The organism is Hamadaea sp. NPDC050747 (assembly GCF_040654195.1).
GTDB lineage: Bacteria > Actinomycetota > Actinomycetes > Mycobacteriales > Micromonosporaceae > Hamadaea.
On record NZ_JBFAHM010000017.1, the window covers coordinates 60,515 to 73,386 of the forward strand.

Genomic DNA, 12,872 nt, shown 5'->3' on the forward strand with positions numbered 1-12,872 from the left:
TCTTGGGCCGTCCGCCAAGACTCCCCAGTACGCGGGAATCGCCTCCCCCGCCCGAGGGATCTTCAGGCTCCTGGGACGACCAGCCCGCTCTCGTACGCGGCGATGACGAGCTGCGCCCGATCCCGGGCGCCGAGTTTGGTGAGCAGATGCCCGACGTGTGTCTTCACGGTCGCCGCCCCGACGTGCAGCCGATCGGAGATCTCCGCATTGGACAGCCCGCGCGCGATCAGCTCCAGCACGTCGCGTTCCCGATCGGTGACGCCGGGCAGATCCGCACGGGGCACCGGTTCGGGGCGGCGGGCGAATTCGGCGATGAGCCGCCGGGTGACGCCCGGGGCGAGCAGTCCGTCTCCGGCGGCGACGACCCGGATCGCGGTCAGCAGGTCCGCCGGTGGCGTGTCTTTCAGCAGGAATCCGCTGGCGCCCGCGCGCAGCGCCGTGAACACGTACTGGTCGAGGTCGAACATCGTCAGCATCAGCACTCTGACGGTGCTGCCGGGGTCGGCGCAGATCTGGCGGGTGGCTTCAATGCCGTCCGTTCCCGGCATCCGCACGTCCATCAGGACGACGTCCGGGTGCTGGCTGCGGGCGAGGCGCACGGCCTGCTCGCCGGTGGCCGCCTCGCCGGTCGCCACCATGCCCGGCTCGGCGTCGATGAGCACCCGCAGGCTGCCGCGCAGCAGGGTCTGGTCGTCGGCGAGCAGCACCCGCAACGGCTCGGTCATTGGGCCGCCTCGTAGCGCAGGGTGGCGCGCACGGCGAACCCGCCATCGGGTTCGGGGCCGGCGACGAGGCTGCCGCCGTACATGCCGACCCGTTCACGCATGCCGATCAGGCCGTGGCCGCCGGCGTTCGGCGAGGCCGGGTTCGTGCCGTCGTCCACGACGCTCAGGCGTACCTCGCGGCCGTCGGCTTCGACCACGATCACGCAGCGGGCGCGCGGACCGGCGTGCTTGGCGACGTTCGTCAGCGCCTCCTGCACGATCCGGTGCACGGCCAGGCCCACCCCGTCCGGCAGGTCCGCGAGCCCGCTCGCGGTCAGCTCGGCTCCGGCTCGGCGTGCCAGCTCACCGAGCGCCGCCGGGCCGGGGGCGGGCGCGAGGTCCGCGGTCTGTTCGTCAGATCTGAGTACGCCGAGCATGCGACGCATGTCGTCCAAGGCGTTGCGGCTGGTCTGCTCGATGACGCGCAACGCCTCGTGGGCCTCCTCGGGGCGCGTACGCACGACGTGGTTGGCGACTGCGGCCTTCACCGCGATCAGGCCCATGCTGTGGGTCACGACGTCGTGCAGTTCCCGGGCGATGCGCAGCCGCTCCTCGTCGACCGCCTGCCGGGCGATCTGCTGCGCCGTGCGTACGGCGTCGGCGCGTCGCTGGTGGGCGGCCCGGCCGAGTTCGGCCGCGGCGAGCAGGGCCAGGAAGCCCAGTGTCAGCAGCCCGGCGTTGCCCCGCCACCAGTCGCCGCCGGATTCGCCGGTCGCGCCGACGGCGGCCGCGGCGAACAGCAGCCCGATCGACCATCCCGGGAGCCACCGTTCCCACCAGGTCCGGGGCGTACGCGCGGCGGTCACGGCGTACAACGCGTACGCGGCCGGCAGCAGCGGATCCCACAGGTGGTTTCGCACCACGGCGACGACGCTGACGGCCAGCGTCACCAGATACACCGGCAACGGCCACAACCGGCGTACGACGAGCGGGAGGAGAGCCGCCCCGGCCAGGGCGAACTGCTCCCACGCAGCGCCGGTCGCCGGGTGTGCCGCCGACGGGCCGACCGGTCCGGTCGCCAGCAGCACGGCCACATACGCCAGCACGGCGACGCCGTCTACGGCGATCAGCCGGGCGTGGCGGGCCTGCTGCCGGGGATGCACCGGTCGACAATAGCCACGTCCGGCGACGACGCGCCTCCACCCACGGGGGGAGCGGCGGCGGCCGCCGCTCCGACCCCGGTCCGATGCGGCCAAGCCGTCCGGCGGCCCACGATGGCAGCCATGATCGAGGTCTCTCACCTGACCAAACGCTATGGGCGCACGACCGCCGTCGACGATCTGACCTTCACGGTCCGGCCCGGTGTCGTGACCGGCTTCCTCGGCCCCAACGGCGCGGGGAAGTCGACGACGATGCGGCTCATGCTGGGCCTGGACCGGCCGACCGCGGGCGAGGTACGCGTCGCCGGGCAGCGGTACGAGCGCCTGAACCAGCCGCTGCGCACGGTCGGGTCGCTGCTCGACGGCCGGTCCGTCCATCCGGGACGATCCGCGCTCAGTCATCTGCGATATCTGGCTCGCAGCAACGGGATCGGGCGTTCTCGCGTACAAGAGGTGATCGACCTGACCGGACTGACCACGGCGGCCCGGCGGCGCGCGGGCAAGTTCTCCCTGGGCATGGGGCAGCGGCTCGGGCTCGCCGCGGCGCTGCTCGGCGACCCGGCGGTGCTGATCCTGGACGAGCCGGTCAACGGCCTCGACCCCGAGGGCGTGCGGTGGATCCGTGACCTGCTGCGCGGGCTGGCCGCGCAGGGCCGGACCGTGTTCGTCTCCAGCCACCTGATGAGCGAGGCCGCGCAGACCGCCGACCATCTCGTCGTCATCGGCCGCGGCCGGTTGCTGGCCGACGTCGCCACCGCCGACTTCGTGGCCGGGGCCGAGTCGCTGGAGGACGCGTTCCTGAAGCTCACCGCGGACGCGGTGGAGTACCGGGGGCAGCGATGAACCTGCTGGCCGCCGAATGGATCAAAGTACGCAGTGTCCGCTCCACAATGTGGGCGTTGCTGGCGACGGCCGGGCTCGCCGTCGGGCTGAGCGCGTTCATCGCCTCGAACTTCCGGGCGAACATCGAACGGGTGCAGAACTTCGACCCGATCGTGACCGCGCTCTACGGGCTCACGCTCGCGCAGTTGGCGCTGGTCGTCTTCGGGGTGCTCGCGGTCGGCTCGGAGTACTCGTCGGGCTCGATCCGGCCGAGTCTGGCGGCGGTGCCCCGGCGCGGCCGGTTCTACGCCGCCAAGGCGGCCGTCGTCGGACTGGTCGCGCTCGGAGTGTCGGCGCCGTCGGTGCCGGCCGCGTTCCTGGTGGGGCAGCGTGTGCTCGGCCCGTACGCCGTCGCCGACGGTGATCCCGACACCGTGCCGGCTCTGCTGGGCGCGGTGGCGTACCTGCCGTTGATCTGCCTGTTCGCCGCAGGAGTCGCGACGATGCTACGCAGTTCCGCGATCGCGCTGGGCGTGCTCATCCCGGTGCTCTTCCTCGGCTCCCAAGGCCTGGGCAACGTGCCGGGGCTGCGGCCGGTGCTGCAATACCTGCCCGATCAGGCCGGGATGGAGCTGATGCGGATCGCCGGGGGACCGGAGAGCGGCTTCGGCCCCGCCTACGGCCCTGGCGTCGCACTGCTCCTTCTGCTGGGCTGGACCGCGTCGGCGCTGCTCGGCGGCTATCTCGTCCTGCGCCGCCGGGACGCTTAGGGCGCTCGCGTTATCCGGGATAGCGTCCCCTTCCACCACCGGCGAGGGGACGTTATCCCGGATAACGCGCCGAGCGGCGAGCAGCGCGCCGAGGGGGAGGGGCAGGCGAGAGGTCAGCGGACGGAGTGGGCGGGGAGTGTCACGCACACCTGCAGCCCGCCACCCGGCCGGGGCGTCGCGCTCACGTCGCCCTTGTGCGCCTGGGCGACCGCGCGGACGATCGACAGCCCGAGACCGCTGCCTCGAGCCGAGCCGACCCGGTCGATGAGCCGCCGGAACGGCTCGAACAGCGTCGGCACTTCGTGCGGGGCGATGACCGGGCCGGTGTTGACCACCATCACCTGGACCTCGTGGACGAACGACCGGGTGCGGATCTCGACCTGGCCACCGGGCACGTTGTAGCGCACGGCGTTGTCCACGAGATTGCGGATGACTTGTTCCAGCAGGATGGGGTCGCCGATCGTCCGCGCCGGGCGCAGGTCGGACACGATGATCGCGTCCTGTGTGTCGGTGGCGGCGATGGCCGACTGCGCGAGATCGGCCAGGTCGGCCGGGCGCGGCTGGGTGATGGCGTGCCCGGCGCTGGCCAGTGTCAGCAACGACTCGATCAGCCGCTCGTGCCGCAGGTTGATCTCCAGCAGGTTCTCGCCCAGCCCGTGGATCTCCGGCGGGGCGGTCCGCTTGCGCATGGCGACCTCGACGAGCGTACGGCTCATCGCGATGGGGGTCTTCAGCTCGTGGGCGGCGTTGGCGATGAACCGCTCCTGGCCCGAGAACGCATCGTCGATCCGGTCGAGCATGCTGTCGAACGAGTCGGCCAGCGTCTTGACCTCACCGGGCGGATGCCGCAGGGCGATCCGGCGATGCAGCGTACGCCCCGCGATCCGTTGCGCGGCCGCCGTGATGGTGTTGAGCGGCCGCAGCACCCGGCCCGCGAGGAACCAGCCGGTCGCCGTCGCCACCAGCCAGACCCCGAGGACGGTCGCGCCGCCCTTCTTGATCAGGTTGGTCTGCATGCTGTCGATGATGATCCGCTTGGTGGCCTGGTCGGCCTCCAGCTGGTCGTAGAGGGCTTCCTTGTCGAGCTGGTCCTCGCCCATGCGCGGCGTGCGGAAGCTGCCGTCGTACTTGCTCTCGATCGCGCCGTTCAGCGCGTAGCTCATGCTGTTGCGGACCAGGATCACCGAGCCGAACAGCACCGCCGCCCCGCCGAACAGGAAGATCAAGCTGAAGGCGAGGGTCAGCCGCAGCCGCAGACTGCCCCGGGACAACGAGTTCATCGGACCCGGTACCCGACGCCGGTGACCGTCTCGATCAGCTGCGGCTCGCCGAGCTTGCGGCGCAGCGAACTCAGCGTGACCCGGACGATCGTGGTGAACGGGTCGGCGTTCTCGTCCCACACCTTCTCGAGGAGGGTCTCGGCCGAGACCGTCCCGCCGTCGGCCCGGAGCAGCTCCTCCAGCAGCGCGAACTCCTTGCGGGAGAGGCTGACGTAGCGGCCGTCGCGATACGTCTCCCGGTGGTGCGGGTCCAGCCGGATCCCGGACCGCTCCAGCACCGGCGGCAGCGCCGGCCGGGTGCGCCGCCCCAGCGCCCGGATCCGGGCGACCAGCTCGTCGAAGTCGAACGGCTTCGGCAGATAGTCGTCCGCGCCCAGGGACAGGCCGTTGATCCGCTCGGCGACCGTGCCCGAGGCGGTCAGCATCAGCACCCGGACCGCCCCGTCGCCCGCCGCCACCTGACGGCACACCTCGTCGCCGTGCACCACCGGCAGATCCCGATCGAGCAGCAGGACGTCATAGTCGTTGATCGAGAGCCGCTCCAGCGCCGCCGCGCCGTCATGCACGACATCGACCGCGAACGCCTCGTCCCGCAGCCCGTCGGCGATCGCCGCGGCCATCATCGGCTCGTCCTCGGCCACCAGTACTCGCACCCGCGCAAGTATGCCAGCGGCGTGTTAGCCCAGCGTGAGGACTTTTGCTCGCGGCCGATTCACACCCGGCCTGGTGAACTCACCCCATGATCGAACAGACGGCCCGGCTCGTGGTCGACCTCACGGCCGTGCGGGCCAACGTCCGCGCGGTCTCAGCTGGTACGCGAGCCGCGGTGATGGCGGTCGTGAAGGCGGACGGGTTCGGCCACGGCGCGGTTCCGGTGGCCCGGGCGGCGCTGGACGCCGGGGCGACCTGGCTCGGGGTGACCTCCGCCGCCGAGGCGTTGCGGCTGCGCCAGGCGGGGGTCGACGCCCCAGTCCTCAGTTGGCTGCACCCGATCGAGACCGATTTCGAGCCGTTGATCCGCCGGGAAGTGGATCTGGGCGTTTCCACGGTGGCCCATCTGCGCCGGATCGCCGTCGCCGCGGAGGCCGCGGGTCGGTCGGCGCGCGTACACCTGAAAGCCGACACGGGCCTGACACGCAACGGCGCGTCCGCGGACGACTGGCCGGACCTGGTGGCGTGGGCCGCGAAACTCGCGGCCGAGGGGTGGCTGACCGTGACCGGCGTGTGGTCGCACCTGGCCGCGGCCGACGTGCCCGGCGACCGGACGACCGACCTGCAGCTCGCGGCGTTCCGCGACGCCGTCGCCGCCGTGCACGCCGCGGGCCTGCGCCCGGAGCTGCGCCATGTGGCGAACTCGGCGGCCACCCTGACCCGCCCCGACACCCACTTCGATCTGTGCCGCGTCGGGCTGGCCCTCTACGGGATCGAGCCCGTCAGCGGCCGGCGGCACGGCCTGCGCCCGGCCATGACGCTCACCACGAGTGTGATCAACGTCAAACGGGCACCCGCCGGAACCGGCGTCTCCTACCGGCACGAATACACCGTCCGGCGGCCGAGCACGCTGGCGCTGCTGCCCGTCGGGTACGCCGACGGCCTGCCCCGCACGGCCGAGGGCCGGGCGCACGTGTGGCTGGCCGGGCAGCGCTGCCCGATCGTCGGCCGCATCACGATGGACCAATGCGTCGTCGACGCCGGGGGGCTGCCGGTGGCGATCGGCGATCCGGTGACCGTCTTCGGGCCCGGCGACGCCGGAGAGCCGACCGCCGCCGACTGGGCGACCTGGGCCGGAACGAATCCGCACGAGATCTTGACCGGCGCGGGCGCGCGGGCCGAACGTCAGTGGGTGATCGCATGAGCAGCCGCAGGCTGGTCATTGGTAGGCGCAGTTTCGCTCATGCGGTCGCCGGCCGCAGGACGGTGATCGCATGAGCAGCCTGAAGGTAGGGGTGTTGTCCGGTGGGCGCAGCGGCGAGCACGAGGTCTCCCGGAACTCCGCCCGCAGCATCATCGCCCACCTGGACCAGGAGCGATACACGGTGACCGATGTGGTCATCGGGCGCGACGGCGTCTGGTCCGTCGACGGGACGCCGACCTCGTTCGGTCAGGCGCTGGGCGTACTGGCGGAGCAGACGGTCGTGCTGCCCGCGATGCACGGCCCCTACGGCGAGGACGGGACCGTCCAGGCCATGCTGGAGCATCTCGGGGTCACGTACGTGGGCAACGGGGTGCTCGCCAGCGCGGCCGGGATGGACAAGGAGTTCACCAAGAAACTGCTCGCCGCGGACGGCTTGCGGGTCGCGCCCGGCGTCGTGCTGCGGCGTGGTTCGGTGCTGCCCGAGTTCCGGCTGCCGGTGTTCGTCAAACCCGCCCGCGCGGGCTCCAGCCTCGGCGTCTCCCGGGTCACCCGGGCCGAGGACCTGGCCGCCGCCGTCGACCTGGCCTTCGCCAGCGACGACAAGGTTCTCGTCGAACCCGAGATCGCCGGGCGGGAGATCGACGTCGCGGTGCTGGAGTTCCCCGACGGCCGGATCGAGGCGGGACCGCCGCTGGAGATCCGGGTGACCGGCGACGGGTTCTTCGACTACTCGGCCAAGTACGCCGCCGGCGCGACCTTCGACATCCCCGCCCGGCTCGACCCCGCGACCACGGCGCTGCTGCAGGACACGGCGATCCGGGCGTTCCGCGCGTTGGACTGCCGGGGTCTGCTGCGGGTCGACTTCTTCCTCCCGCCGTCCGGCGAGCCCGTCCTCAACGAGGTCAACACGTTCCCGGGCTTCACCGCCGCCTCCCAATTCCCGCAGATCTGGGCGGCCGCGGGCATCCCGTTTCCGCAGTTGCTCGACATCATCATCGGTACCGCATTGGGGGCGTCCCGTGATTCTCTTGTCTGACCGCCGGATCGCCGAGCTGCCCGTCGCCGACAACGGCGAACCGCTGGTCGACGTGCGTACGGTGGACGGTCTGCGGGTCGACGGCCGCCTGGCCGACGCCGATGGGGCCTACGCCCACCTGCGCGAAGGCGTCGTCGACCGCCTTCTCAGCGCGCAACGCCGGCTGCCGGACGGCCTGCGGTTGCTGATCGTCGAGGGCTACCGGCCGCTGTCGCTGCAGGCGTCCTACTTCGCCGAGTACCGTGACCGGCTGCGGTCGGCGTACCCGGCGTGGGACGGCGAGCGCCTGCACGTCGAGGCGAGCAAGTACATCTCGCCGCCCGAGGTCGCCCCGCACAGCACCGGCGGCACCGTCGACCTGACCCTGTGCACCGAGGACGGAGCCGAACTGGACCTCGGTACGCCGATCAACGCCACGCCGCTGGAGAGCGCCGACCGGTGCTTCACCGCCGCGCCCGACATCCCGGAGGCGGCCCGGCGAGCGCGATCGGCGCTCGGCGCGGCGTTGACCAGCGCCGGGATGATCAACTATCCGACCGAGTGGTGGCACTGGTCGTTCGGCGACCGGTATTGGGCGCTCCAGGCGGGCGCAAGCCGCACCTGTTACGGCCCGACCGAACTCTGATCGGGCCGCCGTCCGCCCGGCCGCCCTGGGGTCAGCCGTGTTCCAGCAGCGCGCCGAGTCGCTGGAACATGTCCGGGACCTGCTTGCCGAGCTGGGCCCGGACCAGGTGCTCGGCCAGCTTGGGCACCCCGTCGAGGTCCAGCCGGAACACCACCCGGCTGCCCTGCGTCCCGTCCGGGTGGACGGTGTACGCCTGGCTCACGGCCGGTTTGGCGCCGGGCTCGGTCCGCAGCGTGATCTGCTCGCCGGGCTCGTACTCGGTGACGGTCAGGGCGACCTCGGTGCGGCGGCCCATGACCTTGCGGGTCTGGACCAGCCGGGTGCCGACCGCGACGGGCGCGGTGTCCACCTGGGACACCTCGAGAACGTCGGGCTGCCAGGCCGGGTAGCCGGTGAGGTCGGTGAGGGCGGCGACCACCGCCGCCGGGGTGCTGGGGTAGGTGGTCTCGTGCTCGACGACGATCATGTGCAGGCTCCTACTTGGTCGCGTACAACATCTGAGCGGTGAGGGGATTGAGTTCGACGGCGCCGTCGTCGCCGATGACGACCGTGCCCCCGAGGTTCGCCAGCCGCCCGCCGACGACGGCGTTGGGCTCGAACGCGAAGGTCATGCCCGGGGCGAGCGGCAGCTCGCCGCCCATGGTGGGGACGTCGAAGAGCCGGCCGTAGGCGCGGGCCTCGGGCACGCGGCGCAGCCCCGAGCCGAATCCGCACACCGGGCCCATCGGGTTGAGCGAGTGGATCAGCGGGTGCACGTTCCAGGCGTCCGCCTCGCGCAGGGGGACCTGCATCGCCTCGACGACGTCGCCGAAGGTGTTGCCGGGCCGGGCGACCGCGAGGCCGGCCTCGTAGCTTGCCCGCGCGACCTCGGCGGCGGCCCGCACGTCCGGGTGCGGTTCGCCGATCGCGATCGCCACCTGGTGCTGGGTCTCCTTCATGCCGAACCGGCAGAACACCTCGGCCATGATCACGTCGCCGGCGGCGAGGACGCGGGGTGGCTGCGGCCGGTAGGACCAGACCGGCGGGCCCCAGGAGACGAAACCGGGACCGGTCGACAGCAGCATCCCCGGAGCGGCCACGCCCAGCCGGTACGCCGCGGCCATGCCCGCCGCGTAGACCTCGGCCTCGCTGACGCCGGGACCGGCCGCGGCCCGCATCGCCTCGGCCATCGCGTCGCCGGCCGCCGCGGAGTAGCGGATCACCGCGAGTTCTTCGTCGGACTGGCACACCGTGGCGAACAGATAGCCGAGGCCGACCGGCACGAACGTGGCCTCCGGCAGCTCGGACAGCACCTCCGTCCACATGCGGTACGGCAGGATCGGGTTGATGTGGAACGGGGGATAGGGGTCGAGCCCGAGGACACCGACGGTGCCCGACTCCAACCGGTGTTCGCGGAGCACCTCCACGATTCCGGCGGCGTTCTTCGCGACCCGGATGTCGCGCGGGGCGATCCAGAGGTCGTCGCCGCGCCGGGTGGCCTCGATGTGATCGGTGATCGGCAGGTTCGACCAGGTGAGCTGGATCGGGTCGGCGTCCCGGCAGAAGACGACGACGGAGCCGGGCCGGTCGTTGGTGAAGTACGCGTCCGGGGCGAACGGTGCGAGGTCGGCGCACTCGTGCTCGCCGTACGCCACGAGCGCGTCGAGACCTTCGGCGGCCATGATGTCGCGGGCCAGACTCCAGCGGCGATCCCGCTCGGCGAGACTGTAGCGCGGTACGTGCGGTGCGGAACTGATCATGCGCCCACGCTACGAAGACCAGCCTCACCAGGGCGTCTGTCGCCCTACCGGGTTCTGCGCGGCTATCGGCGAGCCCGCTTAGGTCATCGGCCCGGTCTGGTTCAGTACTCGGTCTGGTTCGGTACCCCGGTCGCGTTCAGTGTTCGGTCTCGTTCAGAACATTCGCAAGGTCGGCGCGCGAGGCGATACCCAGCTTCGGGTACGCCTTGTACAGGTGGTAGCCGACCGTACGCGGACTGAGGAAGAGCCGCGCGGCGATGTCGCGATTGGACAGCCCGGCCGCGGCCAGCCGGACGACCTGCCGTTCCTGCGGGGTCAACGTCGCCAGCGGCTCGGCCGCGGCCGGCGCATGTTCGGCGTACCCGGCGGCGCGCAGCTCGTCGTCCACCCGGCGCTGCCAGCCGGAGGCCGCCAGCCGCCCGAAAGCCTCCCGGGCGGCGGTCAGCTGCGCCGCCGCCTCGGCCCGTCGCTGCCGACGCCGCAGCCATTCGCCGAACAACAGCCGCGTACGCCCATGTTCGAAGGGATGATCTTCCGCCGCGTGCAGGGTCAACGCCTGGTGGTAGAGCGGTTCGGCGTCCTCGGCGAGCAGCGCCGAGCAGCGGGCGGCGACCGCGAGCGCCCAGGGTCGCCCGGTCGCCTCGGCCCAGGCGGTGAACCGGGCGGTCGCATCGGCGGCGTCGGCGTTCCGGCCGAGCCGGGTCGCCACTTCGACCCGGTCGGGCAGCGTATGCAGTTGAACGCTGACGCTGTGGCGGGCCGAGCCCGCGGCGGCGTCGTTCAGCCGATCCAGGGCGGTGTCGTACCGGCCGTCCTGTAGGTCGAGCAACGTCAAGGCGTGGGCGGCCCAGCCGATCCCGGCCGTCCAACCGCGCTGACCGGCGACGACCAGCGCCTGCCGGGCAGCCGCCTGCGCCGGTTCCTGCTCCCCGCGTACGGCGTGCGCCCAGGCGGTCAGGCCGGTCAGGTGACTCAACCGGTGCCGCTGTCCGGTGTCCGCCGCCGTGCGGACCGCCTCCTCCCGGGCGGCGAGCGCCTCTTCAGGCTCGCCCAGCAGCAGCTGGGTGACGGCGAGCAGACCCAGGGGCTGAGGGAGGAGGGTTGCGCGGCCCTCCTGATAGCAGTCGGCGATGATCCCGACGGCCAGATCCCGGACCCGTCGATGGTCACCGATCAGGAGGCCGGCGTGGGCTGCGGCCAGCCGCTGAGGCACCGGCAGCCGCGGATCCTCCGCCGCGTCGACGTACGCGGTCAGCTCGGCGACAGCCTCGGCCGGCCGCCCGGCGGCCGCCTTGGCGAGGCCGGCGACCAGTCCGGTCAGCGGCCCGGTCGCCGCGCCGAGAAGGCGATCGAGGACGTCGTGCTGTTCGGTGTCGTTCGCGCCGCTCCAGGCGTACACGGCGGCGCGGGCGACCACGGAGGCCCGGAATCCCGCCATTCCGGCGGCGGCCGGGACAGCCTCGTCGACCAGGATGCGTGCCGCCGCGACCGGGACGCCGCGTTCGAACTCCAGCAGTGCCCGGACTCCGGCGAGCCGCCGAGTCGACGCCGGGTCGTCCTCGCGGCGCCCGGCTCGCCGGGCCAGCTGCTCGGCTCGTTCGAGCTGGCCCGCTTCCAAGGCGGTGGTCGCGGCGAAAGCCAGACGGCGGTACCGATCGGCGGGCGAGCCGGACAGTGCGGCGGCCCGTTCCGCGGTGGACGAGGCGATCGACAGCGCGGCCCGCGCGTCGGCCCGCTCACCGACCTCGTCCAGCGCCTGGGCCAGCTCGTCGTCCACACCCGTGGTGGCTGCGGCCCGGTGCAGCAGACCCCGGTCGCCGCCGGCCGCCTCGGCGAGTGCCCGATGGGCGTCAACCCGCTCCTTGATGTCCGCGTCCACCTGCGCGGCGACCCGGATCAGGGGATGCCACAGGATGATCCACGAACCATCGGAGCGGAGCAGACGTGCCCGCTCCAGGATCGCGAAGTCGTCGAGAGTTCCGCCGGCGGACTCGGCGGCGGCCAGGATCGCGTCCCGGTCACCGTCTCCTGCCAGAGCCGTCACCAGCAGGCACCGTCGTGCCGTCGGCGGCAGGAGCGCGATCCGGTCCCGGAAGCCGCGCAACACCCGGCTCGGCAGCGTGCCCGGCTCCACGAACGCGGGGGTCAACGGGGCGAACCCGCCGGCACGCTGCTCCGGCGTCAACGACCGCGGCAACTCCAGCAGCGCCAGCGGGTTGCCCTCCGCCTCCCGCAGCATTTGATCTCGTACGCCCATCGCCAGGTCGGCGCTGTGCTCGGCGAGCAGCCGCTCGGCGGCGTCGGCCGGAAGTCCGGTGACGTGGAGTTCGGGCAACCCGGGTGTCTCGGCGAAACCTCCGTCGTCGCGGGCGGCGAACACCACCGCCACCGATTCCGCGTGTAGACGGCGTACGGCGAACAGCAGTGCGTCGGCCGACTCCCGGTCGAGCCACTGCGCGTCGTCCACGAGGCAGAGCAGCGGCCGGTCGCCGGACAGGTCGGCCAGCAGGGTCAGTACGCCGAGGCCGACCTGGAATCGGTTGACGTCGTCGCCGGAGAGCCCGAGCGCGCCGCGTACCGCCGCCCGTTGCGCCTCCGGAAGGGCGCCGACCCGGTCGACCACCGGACGCAGCAGCAGATGCAACGCGGCGTACGGCAGCTCCGCCTCGGTCTCGACGCCGGTGACCCGCAGAACGGCCGCTTCGTCGCCGGTGGACGCGCCGACGGGCGGCGAAAGGTGATCGGCCAGGTCGTCGAGCAATGCCGTCTTGCCGATGCCCGGCGCTCCGCGTATCACCAGGGCCGCCGCCCGACCCGCGCGAGCCTCTTCCAGCAGCGCGCGCAGTCGGGCACGCTCCTCTTCGCGTCCGTGCACCGGGCC

At 72.4% G+C, this 12,872-nt stretch carries 12 protein-coding genes; 5 read left to right on the forward strand and 7 right to left on the reverse strand.

Annotated elements, in window-relative coordinates; translation table 11 throughout:
* Positions 1–62: 62 nt before the first annotated feature.
* Together AB0H43_RS33850 and AB0H43_RS33855 are read right to left on the reverse strand one after the other, a co-directional pair.
* Positions 63–725: a response regulator transcription factor gene (locus tag AB0H43_RS33850; protein ID WP_360006188.1), complete on the reverse strand. Its 663-nt coding sequence runs from the start codon at positions 723–725 to the stop codon at positions 63–65.
* Positions 722–1,867, reverse strand: a complete 1,146-nt coding sequence (locus AB0H43_RS33855) for a histidine kinase (RefSeq protein ID WP_360006189.1) — start codon at positions 1,865–1,867, stop codon at positions 722–724. Before AB0H43_RS33855 ends, AB0H43_RS33850 begins: the two co-directional genes overlap by 4 nt.
* Positions 1,868–1,987: 120 nt before the next feature.
* Between AB0H43_RS33855 and AB0H43_RS33860 the strand changes: the two genes are divergently transcribed.
* Together AB0H43_RS33860 and AB0H43_RS33865 are read left to right on the forward strand one after the other, a co-directional pair.
* The gene (locus AB0H43_RS33860; protein ID WP_360006191.1) at positions 1,988–2,707 is read left to right on the forward strand and encodes an ATP-binding cassette domain-containing protein; all 720 of its coding nucleotides are present in this window, start codon (positions 1,988–1,990) and stop codon (positions 2,705–2,707) included.
* Positions 2,704–3,456, forward strand: coding sequence for an ABC transporter permease (locus tag AB0H43_RS33865; RefSeq protein WP_360006193.1), 753 nt, complete (start codon positions 2,704–2,706; stop codon positions 3,454–3,456). Before AB0H43_RS33860 ends, AB0H43_RS33865 begins: the two co-directional genes overlap by 4 nt.
* 113 nt (positions 3,457–3,569) lie before the next feature.
* Here the strand turns inward: AB0H43_RS33865 and AB0H43_RS33870 are convergent, their stop codons facing one another.
* Together AB0H43_RS33870 and AB0H43_RS33875 are read right to left on the reverse strand one after the other, a co-directional pair.
* Positions 3,570–4,736, reverse strand: a complete 1,167-nt coding sequence (locus AB0H43_RS33870; RefSeq protein WP_360006195.1) for an ATP-binding protein — start codon at positions 4,734–4,736, stop codon at positions 3,570–3,572.
* The gene (locus AB0H43_RS33875; protein ID WP_360006196.1) at positions 4,733–5,389 is read right to left on the reverse strand and encodes a response regulator transcription factor; all 657 of its coding nucleotides are present in this window, start codon (positions 5,387–5,389) and stop codon (positions 4,733–4,735) included. The genes AB0H43_RS33870 and AB0H43_RS33875 overlap by 4 nt, the downstream gene beginning before the upstream one ends.
* Before the next feature lie 86 nt (positions 5,390–5,475).
* Between AB0H43_RS33875 and alr the strand changes: the two genes are divergently transcribed.
* From alr to AB0H43_RS33890, 3 genes are all read left to right on the forward strand, one after another.
* Positions 5,476–6,591, forward strand: a complete 1,116-nt coding sequence (gene alr / locus AB0H43_RS33880; RefSeq protein WP_360006198.1) for an alanine racemase — start codon at positions 5,476–5,478, stop codon at positions 6,589–6,591.
* A 70-nt stretch (positions 6,592–6,661) separates the two neighbouring features.
* Positions 6,662–7,627 (forward strand): D-alanine--D-alanine ligase family protein, encoded by a 966-nt coding sequence (locus tag AB0H43_RS33885; protein WP_360006200.1) that lies wholly within the window; start codon positions 6,662–6,664, stop codon positions 7,625–7,627.
* Entirely contained in the window at positions 7,611–8,252 is a 642-nt protein-coding gene (locus AB0H43_RS33890) for a M15 family metallopeptidase (protein ID WP_360006202.1), read from the forward strand. Before AB0H43_RS33885 ends, AB0H43_RS33890 begins: the two co-directional genes overlap by 17 nt.
* Before the next feature lie 31 nt (positions 8,253–8,283).
* Here AB0H43_RS33890 and AB0H43_RS33895 read toward each other — a convergent pair whose 3' ends face one another.
* The 3 genes from AB0H43_RS33895 to AB0H43_RS33905 form a co-directional block, all read right to left on the reverse strand.
* Positions 8,284–8,718, reverse strand: a complete 435-nt coding sequence (locus AB0H43_RS33895; RefSeq protein ID WP_360006204.1) for an SRPBCC family protein — start codon at positions 8,716–8,718, stop codon at positions 8,284–8,286.
* A 10-nt stretch (positions 8,719–8,728) separates the two neighbouring features.
* Positions 8,729–9,991, reverse strand: a complete 1,263-nt coding sequence (locus AB0H43_RS33900; RefSeq protein WP_360006206.1) for a M24 family metallopeptidase — start codon at positions 9,989–9,991, stop codon at positions 8,729–8,731.
* Positions 9,992–10,127: 136 nt separating this feature from the next.
* A complete protein-coding gene (locus AB0H43_RS33905; protein ID WP_360006208.1) occupies positions 10,128–12,866 on the reverse strand; it encodes an AAA family ATPase in 2,739 nt (912 codons plus the stop codon).
* Positions 12,867–12,872 lie beyond the last annotated feature (6 nt).